Source organism: Streptomyces sp. NPDC030183 (assembly GCF_055573455.1).
Genome location: NZ_JBVIBK010000019.1, coordinates 37,578 through 56,485 on the forward strand (window position 1 = coordinate 37,578; position 18,908 = coordinate 56,485).

Sequence of the window (18,908 nt, forward strand, 5' to 3'; positions counted from 1 at the left end):
CAGTAGACCTGTGCCGCGTCGCCGCCATGCTCTGTCGCACTTTCTGAGAGCGGCAGCCCCCGGCCGGCCGCCTTTCCCGTTCGCCCTGCCCGAACAGGGCACACACCCGTGCGCGCCCGGCTGAAACCGCCGGAGGCGCTTCGCACGCCCCGCCGCAACTGCCCCGGAGGAGAGAAAGCATGAGCCGCAGCGACGTCCTCGTCGACGCCGACTGGGTCGAGGCCAACCTCGACAACCCGAACATCGCCATCGTCGAGGTCGACGAGGACACCACCGCGTACGAGAAGAACCACATCAGGAACGCGATCCGGATCGACTGGACGAAGGACCTCCAGGACCCCGTCCGCCGTGACTTCGTCGACCAGGAGGGCTTCGAGAAGCTCCTGTCGGAGAAGGGCATCGCCAACGACACCACGGTGATCCTCTACGGTGGCAACAACAACTGGTTCGCGTCCTACGCCTACTGGTACTTCAAGCTGTACGGCCACGAGGACGTCAAGCTGCTCGACGGTGGCCGCAAGAAGTGGGAGCTCGACGCCCGCGAGCTGGTCGACGAGGTTCCGGTGCGCCCGGCGACCGAGTACAAGGCCAAGCCGCAGAACACCGCGATCCGCGCCTTCCGCGACGACGTCGTGGCGGCCATCGGCTCCCAGAACCTGGTCGACGTGCGCTCGCCCGACGAGTTCTCCGGCAAGCTGCTCGCCCCGGCCCACCTGCCGCAGGAGCAGTCGCAGCGTCCGGGCCACGTCCCGTCCGCCCGCAACATCCCGTGGTCGAAGAACGCCAACGACGACGGCACCTTCAAGTCGGACGAGGAGCTCAAGGAGCTCTACGCCGAGGAGCAGGTGGACCTCGCCAAGGACACCATCGCCTACTGCCGCATCGGTGAGCGCTCCGCGCTGACCTGGTTCGTCCTGCACGAGCTGCTCGGTGTCGAGAACGTCAAGAACTACGACGGCTCCTGGACCGAGTACGGCAGCCTCGTCGGCGTCCCGATCGAACTCGGCGCCAACAAGTAAGCACCCCCAGCGGTACCCGCACACCCCCGTTCGTCCCGACCGGCCTTCCTTCCGGTCAGACCCCATCTGGAGAAAGACATGTGTGGAGCGAAGGCCGGCGGCCCGGACGCCTCGACGATCAAGCCCGGTGAGACCACGATCCAGGGTCAGGTGACCCGCGACGGCGAGCCGGTGACGGGCTACGTCCGTCTGCTGGACTCGACCGGCGAGTTCACGGCGGAGGTCCCCACCTCCGCGACGGGCCAGTTCCGCTTCTACGCGGCCGAGGGCACCTGGACCGTCCGCGCCCTGGTCCCCGGCGGCACCGCCGACCGCACGGTCGTCGTCGCCGAGAAGGGCGCGCTCGCCGAGGTCGCGATCGCCGTCTGAGGCACCCCCTGAACGGCACCCCGTGAACGGGCACTCCGTGAACGGGCACTCCGTGAACGGGCACTCCGTGAACGGCCGAAGGGCCGCGCCCCCCTGGGTTGGACGCCTGGGGCGCGGCCCTTCGGCATGCCCGGACGCCGGGCCGCCGGTCCTGGGGCATGCCGGGACCGGCCGCCCTACCCTGGAGGCATGTACGCGCGGAGGCGCCACCGCTACTTCGTCATGATGGGGACGTGCCTCACGCTCTTCGTCCTCGCGTGGGGAGTCGTACGCCTCTGGTCGGTTCCCGTGGCGGTCGGCATGTGTCTGGTCGCCATGGTCATCCCGCCGCTGGCCGCCGTCGTCGCCAACCGGCGGGGGCCCGACGACCGCTGGTGGGACGACCCGTCCGGCGACCCCAAGTCCGACGAGTGGTGGGACGAACTGGACGGCAAGAGGCGCCCCGGCCGACAGCCCTGAACGGCGGCCGGCCGGCGGTGGACCGGTGTCTCAGTAGACGAGCGCCTGGGTGTCGTCGGCCAGGGTCTCCTGCACGAAGACCTGGGCGCCCGCGATCCGTACGCCCTTGATGACGTCCTGCTCGGTGATGTCGCGCCGGGCGGCGCACTGGGTGCACAGGGTGAGACGGCCACCCGCGAGGACCGAGTCGATCAGGTCCGGCAGCGGCGCCGCGTGCGGCAGCTCGAACTCGGCGGCCCGGCCCGGCAGCGCGAACCACGCCGACTCCCCGGTCAGCCACAGGGAGACCTCCACCCCGCTGGCCACGGCCACCGCGGCCACCGTGAACGCCTGGGAGCAGCGCTCGGGAGCGTCGGCCCCCGCCGTCACCTTGATCACGAGCTTCTTCGCCATGCCCGCAGCGTAGTCCGCCGACCGCCCGGGGAGCCCGCCGAGCGCACGGGCGCGGCGGCGCCGACCTCACGGACCGTCCCCGCACGGGGCCGCGTAAGCTGGGGGCCGGCCCTGTGTAGTACCGAACCTTCGCTCATTTCGAGGAGCACCCCGTGGAACTCTTCTTCGAACTCCTGCTGGTCGCGGTCTGCGTCGGCGTTCTCGCCTTCACCGGACTGGCTGTGAAGAAGCTGTACCAGGGCCAGCGCTGACCGACCACCCCAGGAACCGCCACTCATGATCGAGATCCCGTCCGACCTGCACAAGGACCTCGTCCCCCTCGCCTTCCTGCTCGGCAGCTGGTCGGGCGCGGGCGTCCACGACTTCCCCGGCGCCGAGAAGTGCAACTTCGGCCAGGAGGTCTCCTTCACCCACGACGGCCGGGACTTCCTCGAGTACCACTCCCACAGCTGGGTGCTGGACAACGAGGGCAACAAGGTCCGTCCGCTGGAGTCCGAGTCCGGTTTCTGGCGGATCGACGCCGACCGCAAGGTCGAGGTCACCATGGTCCGCAACGACGGCGTCGTCGAGGTCTGGTACGGCGAGCTGGCCGACAAGAAGCCGCAGATCGACCTGGTCACCGACGCCGTGGCCCGCACCGCCGCCTCCGGCCCCTACACCGGCGGCAAGCGGCTGTACGGCTATGTGAACAGCGACCTCATGTGGGTCGGCGAGAAGCAGACCCCCGAGGTCGAGCTGCGCCCCTACATGTCCGCCCACCTGAAGAAGGTCGTCACCCCGGAGGACGTCGAGCGCTGGGCCAAGGCCCTCCCCGACGACATGCCGGACGACGGCATCGCCTTCTTCAAGTAGTCACCAGGGGGTGTTGGAAAGTCCGGCACAGCACCCGACTTTCAAACACCCTAGACTTCCAGTGTGGTGAGCACCGACTGGAAGACTGATCTGCGGCAGCGCGGTTACCGCCTGACCCCGCAGCGGCAGCTTGTGCTCGAAGCCGTGGACACCCTGGAGCACGCGACCCCCGACGACATCCTCGCGGAAGTGAGGAAGACGGCGTCGGGGGTCAACATTTCCACCGTCTACCGGACCCTGGAGCTCCTGGAGGAGCTGGGGCTGGTCAGCCACGCCCATCTGGGGCACGGGGCGCCGACGTACCACCTGGCCGACCGGCACCACCACATCCACCTCGTGTGCCGGGACTGCACCACGGTCATCGAGGCCGATGTGTCGGTGGCGGCCGAGTTCACGGACAAGCTGCGCGAGACGTTCGGCTTCGACACGGACATGAAGCACTTCGCGATCTTCGGCCGCTGCGCGGACTGCTCGGCGAAGGCCGCGAAGGCGGCGGGGCCCGGGACGGGCCCGAGCGCCCCGGACGACCTGAAAGATTCAAATACCGAGTCGTAGGCTTAGTCGTATGAAAAGCCCTCTGCTGTCCCTGCCCGGCGCCGTCCCCGCGGAGGGCGTGGACGAAGGTGTCGCCGCCCACTACGGCGATCTGTTCCGCGAACAGCGCGCCCTCGCCGACGGCACCGGATTCGTCGACCTCTCCCACCGTGGCGTCATCACCGTCACCGGCCAGGACCGGCTCAGCTGGCTGCATCTGCTGCTCACCCAGCACGTCAGCGAACTCCCGACCGGCCAGGCCACCGAGGCCCTCATCCTCTCCGCCAACGGCCACATCGAACACGCGTTGTACCTCGTGGACGACGGCGAGACCGTCTGGGCCCATGTCGAGCCCGGCACCCGGGAGGCGCTGCTCGCCTACCTGGAGTCGATGAAGTTCTTCTACCGGGTCGAGGTCGCCGACCGCACGGACGACTTCGCGGTCGTCCATCTGCCCGCCGGGTCGATCACCGAGGTCCCGGAGGGTGTGGTCGTCCGCGAGACGCCGTACGGCCGTGACCTCTTCCTCCCGCGGGGCGACCTGGAGACGTACGCCGAGAAGGCCGGCCCGGCGGCGGGTCTGCTGGCGTACGAGGCGCTGCGCGTCGAGCACCACCGGCCCCGCCTCGGCTTCGAGACCGACCACCGCACCATTCCGCACGAACTGGGCTGGATCGGCTCGGCGGTGCACCTCCAGAAGGGCTGCTACCGCGGCCAGGAGACCGTCGCCCGCGTACAGAACCTGGGCAAGCCGCCGCGGCGGCTGGTCTTCCTCCACCTCGACGGCAGCGAGGTCCACCTGCCGCCCCCCGGCACGGACATCCGGCTCGCCGACGACGGCCCCGAGGGCCGCAAGCTCGGCTTCATCACCACGTCGGTACGCCACCACGAACTGGGCCCCGTCGCGCTGGCCCTGGTGAAGCGGAACGTCCCGGTGGACGCGCCGCTCCTGGCGGACACGACGGCGGCGGCCCAGGAAGTCGTCGTCGAGCCGTAGAGCCCCGTACGGGCCCCGCGAGGGCGTCCCGGCCGTGACCGGCGGGGCGCCCTCCACCTCCAGCAGGACGGTGAAGGGGCCGTCACATCTCCAGCAGGACGGTGAAGGGGCCGTCGTTCGTCAGGGACACCCGCATCTTCGCGCCGAACCGTCCCGTGGCCACCGTCGCCCCCAGCTCCCGCAGCCGGGCCACGACCTCGTCGACGAGCGGCTCCGCGACATCACCCGGGGCCGCCGCGTTCCATGTGGGCCGGCGGCCCTTGCGCGCGTCCCCGTACAGCGTGAACTGGCTGATCACGAGCAGCGGCGCGTCGATGTCGCTGCACGACTTCTCGTCGCTGAGCATCCGCAGGGACCACAGCTTCCGCGCCAGCTGCGCGGCCTTCTCCTTGGTGTCCTCGTGCGTCACCCCGACCAGGACGCACAGGCCCTCGCCCTCGATCGCCCCGACCGTCTCACCGTCCACGACGACGCTCGCGCCGTCGACCCTCTGCACCACCGCACGCATGCCGACCATCATGCCGCCGCCGTCCATCAGCCGTGGGTGAGGGGGTCCTCCGTACGGGGGGTTCGTGATCACGGGCGTTTGAGGAGCGCTTTGCCCGGTCTTTCTTATTGATCCATTACCGACCATCTGGGGGTGGATCGGGGGGACTCGGTCACAAAGCGGCCACCGAGAGTGGCACCATGCTCACACACACCGGTCGAGGGGACGGTTGAGGCGCATGAGCACATCGAGTACCGGGCAGCCCCCGGTCACTGCCACGTTTGCCCGTACGGGGCCGGGGTCCGCACCGGGGATCCGCCGGCCGCCGGTCCAGCGCACGGACAGCGGACCACTGCTGCCGCCGGACCCACCGGAGCACGATCTGTCCCGGCTGCGGCTGCCGGAGCTGCGCACCCTGCGCCGGGACGCCCAGCGGGACGAGGCCGACCTCAGCTATGTGCGGCGGCTGCTGCAGGGCCGGATCGACATCCTGCGGGCCGAACTGGCGCGCCGAGGGGGCGCGGCGGAGCCGTCCGGGTCCGACGGGCGTACGCCGGCGCTGGTCGACCGGCTCTCCGAGATCCTCACCGACGCGCCGGCCCGGCACCGTTCGTCGGCCCGGCACGTCACCGTGGGGACGCCGCACGGGGAGGAGTACCGGCTGCTGGCGGCCGAGATGCTCGCCGAGGTCGAACTGTCGGACCTCGCGGCCCGTACCGACGAGGAACTCACCGCCGGGCTCGCCCGCCTCGTCGGCTACGAGCAGCAGGTGTCCGGCCGCCGCCAGCGGCTCCAGCGCACGGCGGACGAGTGCAGCGCGGAGATCGCGCGGCGCTACCGGGAGGGCGAGGCACAGGTCGACGACCTGCTCCTCTGAGACGGCGGGCATCGTGCGGGCATCGTGTGGAGGGCGGCCGGTGTTGGGTACCGGAGTGAGACCCCGCCGCTCCCGTACCGGAAGGTGACCGCCGATGCCCGTGAATCCCACAGAGCCGGAGACAACCGCCGGGGTCGGTGAGCCGGAGACCGCCGCCGGGGCCGGTGGGCCGGAGACCGCCGCCGGGGCCGGTGGGCCGGAGACCGCCGCCGGGGCCGGTGGGCCGGAGATAACCGCCGGGGCCGGTGAGGCGCCGGTCCCGCCTGTTCTCGCGGAGGTCGTGCGGTCGGGGTTCGTCGAGGGGCGGCACCGGGGGAGTCTCGTCGTGCTGGGGGCGGACGGGACCGTGGAGTGGGCGGTGGGGGACGTGACGGCGCCCGTCTTCCCGAGGTCCGCGAACAAGCCGATGCAGGCCGCCGGGGTCCTGCGCGCGGGACTCGATCTCGCGGGCGAGCGGCTGGCGTTGGCCGCCGCGAGCCACTCGGGGGAGGCGTTCCACCGGGACCTCGTACGGAAGATGCTCGCGGAGTCGGGGCTCGGCGCGGAGGCGCTGGGATGCCCGGCGGACCTGCCGTTGGACCGGGTGGAGGCGGAGGCGTACCTGGCCGCCGGCGGGGTGCGGGACCGGGTCGCCATGAACTGCTCCGGCAAGCACGCGGCGATGCTCGCGGCGGCGGCGGGGCGGGGGTGGCCCCTGGAGACGTACCTGGAGCCGGACCATCCCCTCCAGCGGCTCATCCGCACGGTGGTCGAGGAGGCGGCGGGCGAGCCGGTGGCGGCGGTGGGCGTGGACGGCTGCGGTGCTCCCCTGATGGCGATCGGCCTCACGGGGCTGGCCCGGGCGTTCCGCGCGTTCGTGCGTGCGCCGGACGGTTCCGCGGAGCGCCGGGTGGCCGACGCGATGCGTGCGCATCCCGAGTACGTGGCCGGTACGCGCCGGCACGACACGTGGGTCATGCGGGAGGTTCCGGGCGCGCTGTCCAAGATGGGCGCGGAGGGGGTCCAGGCGGTGGCGCTCGCCGACGGGCGCGCGCTCGCGTTCAAGGTCGACGACGGAGGGGGGCGGGCGCTGGGGCCGGTGCTCGGGCGGGCGCTCGCGTTGATGGGGGTCGAGGGGGCGGTGGTCTCCCGTATCGGCCGGCTGCCGTTGCTGGGGGGTGGCCGGGAGGTGGGGGAGGTACGGGCGGCGTTCTGAGGGGCGCCCAGTAGCTCGGGGGTGACCGTCGCAGGGCGGCTGCGGGTGCGTCGTGGCCGGTCGCGCAGTTCCCCGCGCCCCTGAAAAGCGACCGGGCTGCGCCCGTGCTTTTCATGAAGGGGCGGGCCGCAGGCCCGTTCCCTTCAGGGGCGCGGGGAACCGCGCGACCGGTCACAACCCACCCGCACCCGCCGACGCACCCGTGCCCCCACCCGGCCCGCGGCCCCCACCCGGACCGCGCCCCCACCCCGAACCGCACCCCCACCCCGGACCGCGGCCCCCGAAAACCCCGCGACAGCCCCTCCGCGCACCCCCTAGCGTGGCTTCATGAGCCCCTCCCAGGACGTAGCTGTGCGTGCCATCACCGAGGACGACAAGGCCGGTTGGATCCGCGCGCTGAACACCGGGTTCCTGCGGCCGCCGGAGACGTGGTCGGAGCAGGAGTTCAAGGACCGCACCGCGCACATCGTCCCGGCCCGTACGCTCGGCGCGTTCGACGGGGACCGCTGTGTCGCCACGTTCCGTTCGTTCCCGCAGCAACTGACCGCGGTGGGCGGCGCGGCCGTCCCCGCCGACGCCATCTCGAACGTCACGGTCACCCCCACGCATCGCCGGCGGGGCCTCCTCACCCGGATGATGGCCGACGACCTCGCCGCCGCGAAGGACCGCGGGGACGTCGTCGCCACACTGATCGCCGCCGAGTACCCGATCTACGGCCGCTACGGCTTCGGCCCCGCCACCTGGACCACCGAGTGGACGATCGACGTGCCCCGCACCGGCCTCGACCCTCGCTGGTCCGGCCCCGCGGACGGCGGCCGGGTCGACCTCGTCGACGGCGCGGACGTCCGCAAGCTCGGCCCTGAGCTGCACGAGCGGCTGCGCCTCGCCCAACCGGGCGCCGTGAGCCGCGACGAGCGCTGGTGGCTGCTCAACACCGGTGAGCCGGGCCTCGTGTCGTCGTGGACCGAGCCGTTCTACGCCGTGTACCGCTCGGCGGGCGGTGAGGTCGAGGGCCTCGTGTCGTACGGGTCGGACGACAACTGGCACGACAAGCAGCCGCACAACACGGCGGACGTCAACTGGCTGATCGCGACGACCCCCGCAGCCGAGCGAGCCCTGTGGCACTTCCTGTGCTCGATCGACTGGATCACCAAGGTCAAGACGGGCTGGCGGGCCCCCGACGACCTCCTCCCGCACTTCTTCCCCGACCCGCGCGCCGCGCGGGTCACCGCCCAGGCGGACTGGCTGTGGGTACGGATCCTGGACGTCGTACGGGCGCTGGAGGCGCGGACGTACGCGGGCAGCGGGACGCTGGTGCTGGAGATCGCCGACGACGCCCGGTTCGCGGCCGGGCGCTACCGGCTGGACGCCGGTCCGGACGGCGCGAGTTGCGTGCCGACGAGCGAGGACGGCGATCTGGTGCTGGACGTCGCTGACCTCGGCGCGCTGTGGCTGGGCGACGAGTCGGCGGTGCGACTCGCCGCGCTCGGCCGTGTCGTGGAACAGCGGAAGGGCGCCGCCGCTGTCGCCGACGCCCTGCTGCGGACGTCCAGGCGCCCGTGGTGCCCGGACATCTTCTGATGCCGGGTCCGCCGCCGGGACCCGGGAGTTGTCGTTCGACCCTTCCTCGGTGTGCTGGTGTGGTGCGTCCGTAGCTGTTCAGTTGTGGTTGTGGCTGCGCATTCAGTTGTGGCTGTGCCATTCAGTTGTGGCTGTGCGGACCGGTCGAACTCCCGGCTCCCCTCCGGAAGGGAGGTCGAACGGTCGGTCTCTGCGAGCGAGGCCACCAACAAGCTGAAAGTTGGACCATGTCAGGGAAGTTGGCGACCAACTCTTCCTTACTTATCTCCGCTTGGAGTCGGCTCATAACCACCTTCCCATGAACTGCCGCAAGATGGCGTGAAGTTGTAACGTTTGTACGTGGAGCGGGAACGCGCGGCCGTCGATCGACGGAAGTCGTCACAGCGGCCCCAGAGGTCACATCACGAGGTGGCCGACGTGTTGCGCCGCCGGATCAGGTCCGGTGAGCTGCGACCGGGACAGCGCATGCCCACCCAGGCCAAGCTCGCCGACGAGTTCGGGGTGGAGCGCGGTGCCGTCCGCCAGGCGCTGCGCATCCTCCAGTCGGAGCGGCTGCTCACCAACGTTTCCAAGGGGAGCCCCGCGACGGTGGCTCCGGACCTGGCAAAGACGTTCACCGGCGGCCCCGGTTCGCCGCCGCGTCCCACCATGGTGGAACTCGCCCCACGCATATCCGCCGCCTTCGCCGCCCCGCACGTGGTGATCGACGCCCTCTGCCTGACGGCCGTGTCCCTCACGCTCGCCGTGGGTGAGCCGTTGCGCGAGATTCACGCGGGGCGCATAAAACCGGCCAGGGTCGACGTACGGGTGCTGCTGCCCAGCCGGGACATCCCGCTCGCCTTCCCGGCGCCGGTCGACGCCTCGGTCGACGGCCGGCTGCAACGCCGCTGGCTCGCCCAGCGCAACGCCCAGGGCCAGGTCCTGCGGCACAACCTGCTGGCCCTGCGGTCCACGCACGGGGTCGACGTCCGTGTCACCTTCCGCGCGCTGCCCTTCACCCCGCCGGTGAAGCTGTACCTCCTCAACGGCGCGGAGGCGCTGTTCGCGTACTACACCGTGCGGCGGACGGAGGCGGAAGTGGACAGCGAGCAGCTGGAGATGTACGACGCCGAGGGCACCCAGTCGATGCTGTTCGCCTTCGAGCGGGGCGCCGGCTCGGCCCCCAGGGACGCGAGCTTCGTCGAGCAGTCCCGGCTGTGGTTCGACGCGCTGTGGGACACCATCAGCTCGGAGCTGGTGCTCACGAGCTGACGGTCGGGCCGGTCGTCACAGGGCGGGACCGGCGAAGACCAGTGCGAGGATCACGGCGCCTATGGAGCTGCACGTGTGGTTGCGCGCCTTCAGGCCGACGGAGAGGAGCAGCAGGCCGACGATCCCCATCGTGCCGTAGCGCCACTCGACCATCTGCTGGAAGGCGACGACGGCGATGGCGGAGAGAAGGGCGAGGGCGGGCATGGTGGTACCTCCTTCGAGGCGCTGGGGCGGGGCGGGCAAGAGGAGGCTGGACGTCCGCCAACTTCACCAAGTTGGTTACCAACTATGATGAGATGGTGCCCACTTGGTTGATACTCATAACCACCTTGCGGTGAACTCCACAAAGATGGATGAGAGTTGTAGCGTTTTGGTCGTGACCCAGGAGAACGTCGCAGTGAACGGCAGCAGAAGGCTCTCGTCCCAGGAGATCGCCGACACCCTGCGGGAACGCATCCGCAGCGGCGGGCTCAGGCCGGGCGAACGGCTGCCCACCCAGGCCGAGCTGGCCGACGAGTTCGGCGTCGAACGCGGCACGGTGCGACAGGCCCTGCGCGTCCTGCACGAGGAGGGGCTGCTGAGCAATGTGAGCAAGGGCAGCCCGCCCCGGGTCGCCGAGGCCACCCGCCCCGCCGGCCACGAGCCCCAGCCGACGATGGTGGGCCTCGCCCCCCGGCTCGCCGAGGCGTTCTCGGCACCGCACGTCCGGGTCGACGCCGCCTGCCTCACCGCCGAGACGCTGATGCTGGCGCTCGGCGAACCGGTCCGCCTCATCCATGAGGGAACGATCCGCCCCGAGTCGATCGACGTCCGTATCCTCCTGCCGTCCCGGAAGATCAACCTGGCCTTCCCGGTGCCGGTCGAGGGCCGCGGCGAGGACGACGAGGAGGACCCCGTCCACAAGCGCTGGCTGGACCAGCGCAACGCCCAGATCCGCGTACTGCGCCACAACCTCCGGGCGCTGCGCACCTCCCACGGCATCGACGTCCGGGTGGCCTTCCGCGCGCTGCCGTTCACCCCGCCGGTGAAGCTGTACCTCCTCAACGGCACCGAGGCCCTCATCGCGTACTACACGCTCATGAGGCGCGAGGAGCAGTTGGAGGGCGGCCCGCTGGAGATGTACGACGCGTTCGGGACCCAGTCGCTGCTGTTCTCGTTCGCGCGGGAGACCGGCCGGCGGGACGAGGCGTTCGTGGAGCAGTCCCAGCAGTGGTTCGACGCCCTCTGGGAAACCATCACCACGGACCTGACACTCTCCTAGTGACGCCTGATACGAAGCAGACTGATGCGGTGACGGTCGAGACAGAGATCCTGCGTGAGCTGATCGCTCCTGTTCGCTACGTGTTGTTCGACTTCGACGGTCCGATCTGCCGGCTGTTCGCGGGCCATTCCGCGGAGCAGGTGGCCAAGGACCTGGTCGCCTGGCTGGAGGGACAGGGGCTGCACGGCCTGCTCACCGAGGAGGAGCGGGTCCACCCCGATCCGATGGTGGTGCTGTACGCCATCGACAGAAGACGCCCACGCAGTGATCTGGTGGCCGAGCTGGAGGAGAGGTTCACCCAGCAGGAACTCAAGGCGGTCACCTCCGCCATGCCCACCGCGTACGCCGATCCGCTGATCCGCACCTGGTGGGCGGTCGGCGTCCGGCTCGCCGTCGCCACCAACAACTCCCCCCGCACCGTGGCCGATTACCTCGCCGGGCGGGGCCTCACCGGGTGCTTCAGCCGGCACATATACGGCCGGACGAGCGACCTCCACCTGCTGAAGCCGGACCCCCACTGCCTGAACCGGGCGCTGGGCGCCCTGGGCGCCACCCCTTCCGCCGCCCTGATGATCGGCGACACCCCCACCGACGTGATCGCCGCGGAAGGCGCCGGGGTGCCGTTCCTCGGCTACGCCCGCGACGAGGCCAAGGGACGACAGCTGAGGGAGGCGGGCGCCCGGGTCGTCGTCCGCTCGCTGGAGCCCGTCCTGGACGTGCTGCGGTCCCGGGCCTGAGCCGAGCGCAAGTCCTGAACCAGCCATTGACCGGGTGCGCCGGGGCCCAGCCCATTACAGTGGCCCCACTCTCACTTTCGTCGCATGGACATCAGAGGCGACGCACGGCTGTTCAGGAGTGACCCTTGGATGGTCCACCCATGCCTGGTGCCCGGAGGACGGCGTTCGACGGCTTCGTGCGTCACGCCACGGCTCTGGGAGAGTTCCGGCGGGGCCATCACCACCTTGACCACACGGTGCGGACGCCGACCGAGGCCGACCGGCGCCTCGTGGGCTGCGACCCCGGGCAGTCCCTCACCGTGCGCCGGTGCGTCGGGTCCGCCCTGCCCGCGGCCGTCAGGACCTGGCAGGACGAGACGGAGGTCCTGCGCGCGGTCCACCGGGTCCTGCCGCACGTACCGCGCTGTCTCGTCCGGCGCGGGGACCTGACCGTCCTGGCCCATGCGCCGGGCGTACGGCTGTCCGATGTCTGCCCCGACGGCAAACCGCTCGACGCCCGTCTGGTCCAGGGCCTCACCGGGCTGCTGGCCGACCTGACCCGCGTACGCAGGAAGGACCTGCCTCCGCTGCCGCAGTCCTGGCCCCGGTCGGGCAGGGACGGCCGGGCCTTCCTGCGGGCGCTCGCCCTCGCGGCGGAGGAGCAGATCGGACGGCGCGCCTGGGACCGGTTCGGCGGGCTCTTCGCGACCCTGGGCATCCCCGACGACGCCCTGCTGCGGTTCGCCGAGCGGGTGCCGGCGATGATCAGCCGCCCCTTCGGCCTGCTCCACACCGATCTGCGCCGCGACAACGTACTCGTGCCGGACGACGGTGCGGACGACGGCGATCCCCCGCTGGTCTGCCTCGACTGGGCGTCGGCCACCTACGGCGATCCGCTGCACGACCTCGCCGCCCATCTGCTGCGCACCCGGTACCCGGACGAGCAGTGGGAGGAGGTGACGGACGCCTGGCGCGAGGCGGTGGGCCGGCGGCGGAGCGAGGCCGCCCACGGTCTCGACCGGGACCTGCGGCACTACCTCGCCTTCGAGCGGGCCCGTTCCGTCTACCCCGACGTCATGCGCGCGGCGACCTCGCTCGGCGACCCGTCCGACCGGCGCGCCCTGGACGAGGCGACCCGTACGGTGCACCGGGCCCTGGTGGCGGCGGAGGAACCCCTGCGGCTCCGGTGTGTGCCCGACGAGACCGCCATCGAGCGCGTCCTCTTCCGGTGGAACCTGTCCCACGGCGCACGGGACAGCCGTGAGCGGGCGGTGTCCGCCGTCTCCTGGGAGCGCGACCCGAGAGTGCCCGAGCATCCGGAGTTCCCGGCCTCCGCCGTACGGGAGGCTCTGTTCGAGGAGGGCGCGGCCTCCGCGGACCGGGTTTTCAGGGGCACGGCCCACCTCAGCACGGCCGTGCGCGTGTCCGGTTTCCCGCGTCCCGTGATGGTGCGGCGCAAGGTCGGCACGGCCGTCCCCCGGGAGCGGCGCTTCCTCAACGAGCACGCGGTCCTGCGGGCCGTCGAACGGTCCTGCCCGGGGATGCGCGCCCCGCGCGTGCTGGCGCTGGGCACCAGCGCCCTCGGCGACCGGTTCACCATCCACTCCTACGAGGGGCCGGCGGGAGCCGTCCGGCGCCCCGACCACCCGGTGGACGGCCTGCTGCCGCACGAGGCGGACGACCTCGTGGACCAGCTCGCCGAGCTGACCCGGGTGGAGTGCCGGGAGCTGGACCCGAGCGCCGCCTTCGACGACTTCTACCCCCGCCTGTGCGACGAGCTGATCCGGCTGGTCGCCGAACTCCCCGGGCGCACCCTCGACCTCGCCCGGGGCCTGGGACTGCCCGGCAGCGGCCGTCTGGGCGAACTCCTCCGGCGCCATCTGCTGACCCCGCGCCGCCCGGCCCTCCTGCACGGCGACCTCAACCCGTGGAACCTCGTGCGGCGCGAGGACGGTGGAGGGCTGACCCTCATCGACTGGGAGATGGCGATGGTGGGCGACCCGCTGTACGACCTGGTCCGCCACATGCATCTGACCCCGACCCTGGCGGACATCCGCGAGCGGCTGTTCAGCCGCTGGTGCCGGCTGCTGCCGGAGGAGTGCACCAAGGGGTGGAAGGACGACTGGCGGGTGTACCGCTGGATCGAGACCGTCCGCTCGGCCTACGTCGACCTCGACCGTCTCGTCACCGGCGACGGCCTGGACGCGCCCAATGTGCGCCGCGCGGTGGACGGGTACGCCATGACGCTGGCGGCCGCGACCGCGGGCCTGGGCCTCCACGCCAGGTCGAACGCGTTCCACGGCTCCCGGGCGACTCTCCGGGGCCGGGATGCCGGTGCCCTCGGGGGCCGGGATGCCCTCGGCGAGCGGGCCACGCTCGACGCCCGCGCCTCCCTCGACGCCCGGTCCGGCGCCCGCTCCGACGTCCGTCCGGTCTGCGTAGGCTCGCCGCATGAGTGAGACCGGTCTGCGGGAGCGCAAGAAGAAGCGGATGTACGAGACGGTGTCGGAGACCGCGATCGAGCTGTTCCTGGAGAAGGGGTTCGACGCGGTCTCCGTCGCCGAGATCGCCGCGGCCGCCGAGATCTCCAAGCCGACCCTCTTCCGCTACTTCCCGGCGAAGGAGGACCTCGTCCTGCACCGGATCGCCGACCACGAGACCGAGTCGGCGCGGGTCGTGGCGGGCCGGGCCGAGGGCGAGTCGGTGGTGGGGGCCCTGCGGGACCACTTCCTGGCCGGGCTGGCCCGCCGGGACCCGGTCACGGGGCTCAACGACCACCCGCGGGTCCTCGCCTTCCACCGGCTGCTCTACGGCACGCCGTCGCTGGTAGCGGGCATGTACGGCCACCTGGAGCGGTCCGAGGAGGCGCTCGCCGAGGCGCTGGGCGGCGGCCTGGACGCGCGGGTCGCCGCCGGGCAGCTCGTCGCCGTACGGCGGGTGCTGGCCATGGAGAACTGGCGGCGGATCGAGCGGGGGGAGCGGGCGGAGGAGATCGAGCCGGAGGCCGTCGCGGCGGCGGAGCGCGTGTTCGGACGGCTGGAGCGGACGCTGGCGGTGTGAGGGGCGACTGACATGCCCCCATGTCGAAGAATCATGAAGTCCGGTTAAAAATTTAACTCGGTCACGTCATTCGGTACGCTCGGCGGAATGACGTCCACTCGTGCGCCCGAGAACCCGGCCGACCCCTCCCTCGCCCTGCGCCACGCCCTCGTCCGTGAGCGCGCCCATCACGACGCCTGCCGCGCCGCTTTCACCGCCATGGTGGAGGGGGCGGGGGAGCAGGTGGTGATCGGTGAGGACGTCTCCGCGTCGGGGGCCGACGCGGAGGTGCTCGGATACCGCCTCCGCAGTCAGGCCAAGGAACTCCAAGAGCTGCCGGAGGGGCCGCTGTTCTTCGGCCGGCTCGACTTCGCGGACGACGGCCGGGGCGGTGAGCACGCCGGGCAGAGCTATCACCTCGGGCGGCTGCGGATCACCGAGCATCCGGGCTCACCGCCGCTGGTCGTGGACTGGCGGGCGCCGGTGGCCCGCGCCTTCTACCAGGCGAGCGTCAGGGACCCGAGGGGCGTGGACGTCCGGCGGCGCTTCGGCTGGGCACCCGGCAGCCGGGGCGACTCGGCTGACCTGACGGGGTTCGAGGACGAACACCTGGGCGGCCGGGACGCCCGCGACCCCGCCGGCGGACCGGACGGCGGAGCGGAGGGGGGACCGGGCGGCGGAGCGGAGGGAGGACCGGGCGGCGGGCCGGATGGGGCACCGGACGGGCGACCGGACGGCGGGGGCCCCGCCGCCAGTCGCTTCCTGGCTGCCGAGATCGAGCGGCCGAGGACCGGGCCCATGCGGGACATCGCCGCCACCATCCAGCCGGAGCAGGACGACCTGGTGCGTGCCGACCTCGCTACCTCGGTCTGCGTGCAGGGCGCCCCGGGCACCGGCAAGACGGCGGTCGGTCTGCACCGGGCCGCGTACCTCCTCTACACCCACCCCCAGCGCATCCGCCGCGGCGGCATGCTGATCCTCGGCCCCAACCGGACCTTCCTCTCCTACATCGCCGAGGTCCTCCCGGCGCTCGGCGAGGTGGGCGTACGTCAGTCGACCGTCACGGACGAGATCGCCCGGCAGCCGGTCACCGCGGAGGACGACGAGCGGGCCGCCGCGCTCAAGCACGACGTCCGGATGGCGGAGGTGCTCCGCCGGGCCCTGTACGCCCGTATCGCCACCGGCGAGCCCGACGCGCTGGTGGTGCCCGACGGCACGTACCGCTGGCGGGTGTCCGGCGACCGCCTCGCGCGCATCGTGGCGGACGTACGGGAGGAGGAGCCGGAGCCGCCCTACGACACCGGGCGGGAGCGGGTCCGGGCGCGGGTCGTGGCGCTGCTGCGGGAGCAGGCCGAACGACGGGCCGGGCCGCAGTCGAACGCCTGGGCGTGGCGGATCTCCCGTTCACGGCCGGTGGGCGCTTTCCTCGACTCCGTGTGGCCGCGGGTCCGGCCGGAGGAGGTCGTGGCGGGGGTGCTGGCCGATCCGGACACGCTCGCCGCCGCGGCGGAGGGGGTGTTCGACGCGGAGGAGCAGCAGGCAGTGCGGTGGGCGAGGCCGCCGCGGTCGTGGCGGTCGGCGCGCTGGTCGGCCGCCGACCTCGTCCTCCTCGACGAGGTCGCCGGGCTCCTCGAACACCCCGAGGGGTACGGGCACATCGTCATCGACGAGGCGCAGGACCTCTCGCCGATGGAGTGCCGTGCGATCGGGCGCCGGGCCGTGTTCGGCTCGCTGACGGTCCTGGGCGACCTGGCCCAGGGAACCACCCCCTGGGCGGCCCGCGACTGGCCCCGCCTCCTCGCCCACCTCGGCAGGCCGGACGCGACCGTCGTGCCCCTGACCACCGGCTTCCGGGTACCGCGAGCCGTGGTGGAGGTGGCCAACCGCCTGCTGGGGAGGTTGGGCGTGGACGTACCGGAGGCCCGGTCCCTGCGGGGGGACGGGGAACTGCGCGTGCGGAGGGTGGGGGTGGGGGAGGGGGCCGTGAGGGAACGGAGCGGGGGAGAGGTCGGCGGTGACGGTGAGGGTGCCGGTGGGCGGGAGGCCGCGGCCGGGGACACCGGTCTCATGGACGCCGTTGCCCTGGAGACCGTCGCCGCCGTGCGGGACGCGCTCACCCGCGAGGGGTCCATCGGGGTGATCGCGGCCGACGCCGATGCCGTAGGGCTGCGGGAGGCGCTCCACGCGGCCGGCATCACCACCGGGGGCCCCGACGAACTGCGGGCGCGGGTCGTGGTGCTGGGGGCGCGGGTCGCGAAGGGACTGGAGTACGACCATGTCGTGGTCGTCGAGCCGGCCGCGATCGTGGCGGCCGAACCCCGGGGCCTGCACCGGCTGTACGTGGTGCTCACCCGGGCGGTGTCCCGCCTGGACGTGGTGCACGCGCGGGCGTTGCCGTGGTGAGGGGCGCGATGGTGCGTGCCCGGGGGTTGCCGTGGGGTGAGGAGGGGGCCCACGAGCCCCTGGTGGCAGGCGTGTTACCGGATGGCGGCGGAGTCATGACCTGACACGGACCTCGACGCCGGGTCGTGTGACTACGGTCGGGGGTGCCGGTGAGCGGCGGAACGCACGAGCCCGATCTCCCTCCCCCCAGGGGGCTCGTCCGCCGCTCACCGGCTTGTCGCGTGCCCGGGCGGCGGCAGCCTGCCGCCGCCCGCCGGGTCAGCCCGTGGCCTAGACGGCGTCGAGGACCGGGATCAAGTGCTCCTCCTCGTAGTCGAGATGCGCTTCGAGTTCGGCTGTCAGCCGCTCCACCTCGGCGAGTACGGCCACGGTGCCGGTGTTCTCCGTGCCGGCGTTCTCCGTGGCCGTCACGGCCCGGCGCAGCTCCTCGACCAGGGCGGCGATCCGCTCGTGCTCCTCCTGGAGGCGGGCGAGGGCCGGGGCCAGCTCCGGGTGCCGGCCGGCCAGGAACGGGAACAGCATGGTGTCCTCGCCGGTGTGGTGGTTGTGCAGCCCCTGGCAGAAGGTGAGGCAGTTGACGCGGAGCTGCGCGCCGAGGGTGGCCTTGCCGTCGCTCGCGATCAACTCCTGCTTTATGAGCGCGAGTTCGCGGCGGAAGGCGTCGTGGACGACCTTGATGGCCTCGCCCATGGACCCGGCGTTGATGTTCGGCGGACCGGCCACGGGGACCTCCCGGAGGGCGACGACCGGGATCGTGCGGTCCGTCTTCGCCTGGTACTCGGCCCACCCGGGGTCGGACTCGACCGCCCGCTCGAACGCGCGGTCGCGTTCCTCGTCGTCCAGGACGACGGCGTCGGCCTCGTAGGTGAACGCCCCGCTCTCGATGGTCACCCGGGGGTTGGCGAGGACGTTCCGGTACCAGTCGGGGTGCTTGGGCGACCCTCCGGCCGACGCGATGACGAGGATCGTGCCGTCGCCGTCGGGGAGGTAGCCGAGGGGGGTGGTGTGCGGGTTGCCCGTACGGGCGCCGATGGTGGTCAGGAGGATCAGGCGGGCGCCTTCGAACATGCCGCCGACCTTGCCGTGGTTGGCACGGAACTCTTCGATGACCGGCTGGTTGAAGGGGTTGGGCATTCTCTGCTTTCTGTCGATGACGATGCCGGCGGTTCCACGACGAGGACGCGGCGCGGCGACGGGCACGTGGGTGCTCGGCGGAGGCCACGGGTGCCGCTGGTGCGGCTGGTGTCTGTGGGCGTCGTGGTGTCCGGGCAGGGGTGATCACCGTGCTCTACGCGGTCACGGCGGGAATGGGAAAGGGAAAGGGAAAGGGAAAGGGCGGAGAGACGGAACAGCGCGGCGGCGCGCACACGGTCCCGTGCGGTGTGTCGCGGCGCGGTGCTCTCACGCGCTTCGACAGGCGGACCCCTGGCCCGCCCCGACCTCACTCAGAGGCCGGGCGACCCATCCGCTCACGG

At 72.0% G+C, this 18,908-nt stretch carries 19 protein-coding genes; 15 read left to right on the forward strand and 4 right to left on the reverse strand.

What is annotated here, in order from left to right; all coding sequences use genetic code 11:
* Positions 1-179 precede the first annotated feature (179 nt).
* From ACZ4Z2_RS23060 to ACZ4Z2_RS23070, 3 genes are all read left to right on the forward strand, one after another.
* Entirely contained in the window at positions 180-1,019 is an 840-nt protein-coding gene (locus ACZ4Z2_RS23060) for a sulfurtransferase (RefSeq protein WP_468078531.1), read from the forward strand.
* A 78-nt stretch (positions 1,020-1,097) separates the two neighbouring features.
* Positions 1,098-1,388 carry a DUF1416 domain-containing protein gene (locus ACZ4Z2_RS23065; protein WP_043502058.1) on the forward strand — a complete coding sequence of 97 codons (291 nt, stop codon included), beginning with the start codon at positions 1,098-1,100 and terminating at the stop codon, positions 1,386-1,388.
* Positions 1,389-1,577: 189 nt separating this feature from the next.
* Positions 1,578-1,847, forward strand: a complete 270-nt coding sequence (locus ACZ4Z2_RS23070) for a DUF3099 domain-containing protein (RefSeq protein WP_468078532.1) — start codon at positions 1,578-1,580, stop codon at positions 1,845-1,847.
* 30 nt (positions 1,848-1,877) lie between these two features.
* Here ACZ4Z2_RS23070 and ACZ4Z2_RS23075 read toward each other — a convergent pair whose 3' ends face one another.
* Positions 1,878-2,240, reverse strand: a complete 363-nt coding sequence (locus ACZ4Z2_RS23075; RefSeq protein WP_468078533.1) for a DsrE family protein — start codon at positions 2,238-2,240, stop codon at positions 1,878-1,880.
* Positions 2,241-2,516: 276 nt separating this feature from the next.
* On the opposite strand from ACZ4Z2_RS23075, the gene ACZ4Z2_RS23080 reads away from it, so the two are divergent.
* The 3 genes from ACZ4Z2_RS23080 (at position 2,517) to ygfZ (ending at position 4,623) form a co-directional block, all read left to right on the forward strand.
* Positions 2,517-3,092 carry a heme-binding beta-barrel domain-containing protein gene (locus ACZ4Z2_RS23080; protein WP_468078534.1) on the forward strand — a complete coding sequence of 192 codons (576 nt, stop codon included), beginning with the start codon at positions 2,517-2,519 and terminating at the stop codon, positions 3,090-3,092.
* 63 nt (positions 3,093-3,155) lie between these two features.
* Positions 3,156-3,647: a Fur family transcriptional regulator gene (locus ACZ4Z2_RS23085; RefSeq protein WP_468078535.1), complete on the forward strand. Its 492-nt coding sequence runs from the start codon at positions 3,156-3,158 to the stop codon at positions 3,645-3,647.
* A gap of 10 nt (positions 3,648-3,657) precedes the next feature.
* Positions 3,658-4,623 carry a CAF17-like 4Fe-4S cluster assembly/insertion protein YgfZ gene (gene ygfZ / locus ACZ4Z2_RS23090; protein WP_468078536.1) on the forward strand — a complete coding sequence of 322 codons (966 nt, stop codon included), beginning with the start codon at positions 3,658-3,660 and terminating at the stop codon, positions 4,621-4,623.
* 82 nt (positions 4,624-4,705) lie between these two features.
* Here the strand turns inward: ygfZ and dtd are convergent, their stop codons facing one another.
* Positions 4,706-5,131, reverse strand: a complete 426-nt coding sequence (gene dtd / locus ACZ4Z2_RS23095) for a D-aminoacyl-tRNA deacylase (protein ID WP_468078537.1) — start codon at positions 5,129-5,131, stop codon at positions 4,706-4,708.
* Between the two features lie 217 nt (positions 5,132-5,348).
* Here dtd and ACZ4Z2_RS23100 point away from each other — a divergent pair, with 217 nt between their 5' ends.
* The 4 genes from ACZ4Z2_RS23100 to ACZ4Z2_RS23115 all read left to right on the forward strand — a co-directional run bounded on the left by ACZ4Z2_RS23100 (position 5,349) and on the right by ACZ4Z2_RS23115 (position 10,014).
* Positions 5,349-5,987 carry an RsiG family protein gene (locus ACZ4Z2_RS23100; protein WP_468078538.1) on the forward strand — a complete coding sequence of 213 codons (639 nt, stop codon included), beginning with the start codon at positions 5,349-5,351 and terminating at the stop codon, positions 5,985-5,987.
* A 94-nt stretch (positions 5,988-6,081) separates the two neighbouring features.
* Positions 6,082-7,182: an asparaginase gene (locus ACZ4Z2_RS23105; protein WP_468078539.1), complete on the forward strand. Its 1,101-nt coding sequence runs from the start codon at positions 6,082-6,084 to the stop codon at positions 7,180-7,182.
* 327 nt (positions 7,183-7,509) lie between these two features.
* Complete coding sequence (locus ACZ4Z2_RS23110; protein WP_468078540.1) at positions 7,510-8,763, forward strand: GNAT family N-acetyltransferase; 1,254 nt, start codon at positions 7,510-7,512, stop codon at positions 8,761-8,763.
* A 408-nt stretch (positions 8,764-9,171) separates the two neighbouring features.
* Positions 9,172-10,014 carry a winged helix-turn-helix domain-containing protein gene (locus tag ACZ4Z2_RS23115; RefSeq protein ID WP_468078541.1) on the forward strand — a complete coding sequence of 281 codons (843 nt, stop codon included), beginning with the start codon at positions 9,172-9,174 and terminating at the stop codon, positions 10,012-10,014.
* Positions 10,015-10,029: 15 nt separating this feature from the next.
* On the opposite strand, the gene ACZ4Z2_RS23120 is transcribed toward ACZ4Z2_RS23115, so the two are convergent.
* Positions 10,030-10,218: a hypothetical protein gene (locus ACZ4Z2_RS23120; protein ID WP_468078542.1), complete on the reverse strand. Its 189-nt coding sequence runs from the start codon at positions 10,216-10,218 to the stop codon at positions 10,030-10,032.
* Positions 10,219-10,363: 145 nt separating this feature from the next.
* Here ACZ4Z2_RS23120 and ACZ4Z2_RS23125 point away from each other — a divergent pair, with 145 nt between their 5' ends.
* From ACZ4Z2_RS23125 to ACZ4Z2_RS23145, 5 genes are all read left to right on the forward strand, one after another.
* Positions 10,364-11,275: a GntR family transcriptional regulator gene (locus ACZ4Z2_RS23125; protein WP_468078543.1), complete on the forward strand. Its 912-nt coding sequence runs from the start codon at positions 10,364-10,366 to the stop codon at positions 11,273-11,275.
* Between the two features lie 29 nt (positions 11,276-11,304).
* Positions 11,305-12,012, forward strand: a complete 708-nt coding sequence (locus ACZ4Z2_RS23130) for an HAD family hydrolase (RefSeq protein WP_468078544.1) — start codon at positions 11,305-11,307, stop codon at positions 12,010-12,012.
* Between the two features lie 140 nt (positions 12,013-12,152).
* Complete coding sequence (locus ACZ4Z2_RS23135) at positions 12,153-14,450, forward strand: aminoglycoside phosphotransferase family protein (RefSeq protein WP_468078545.1); 2,298 nt, start codon at positions 12,153-12,155, stop codon at positions 14,448-14,450.
* Positions 14,443-15,051, forward strand: coding sequence for a TetR family transcriptional regulator (locus tag ACZ4Z2_RS23140; protein ID WP_468078546.1), 609 nt, complete (start codon positions 14,443-14,445; stop codon positions 15,049-15,051). Before ACZ4Z2_RS23135 ends, ACZ4Z2_RS23140 begins: the two co-directional genes overlap by 8 nt.
* Before the next feature lie 87 nt (positions 15,052-15,138).
* A complete protein-coding gene (locus ACZ4Z2_RS23145; protein ID WP_468078547.1) occupies positions 15,139-17,433 on the forward strand; it encodes a HelD family protein in 2,295 nt (764 codons plus the stop codon).
* A gap of 270 nt (positions 17,434-17,703) precedes the next feature.
* On the opposite strand, the gene ACZ4Z2_RS23150 is transcribed toward ACZ4Z2_RS23145, so the two are convergent.
* Positions 17,704-18,567, reverse strand: a complete 864-nt coding sequence (locus ACZ4Z2_RS23150) for a nitroreductase/quinone reductase family protein (RefSeq protein ID WP_468078548.1) — start codon at positions 18,565-18,567, stop codon at positions 17,704-17,706.
* Between the last annotated feature and the right edge of the window lie 341 nt (positions 18,568-18,908).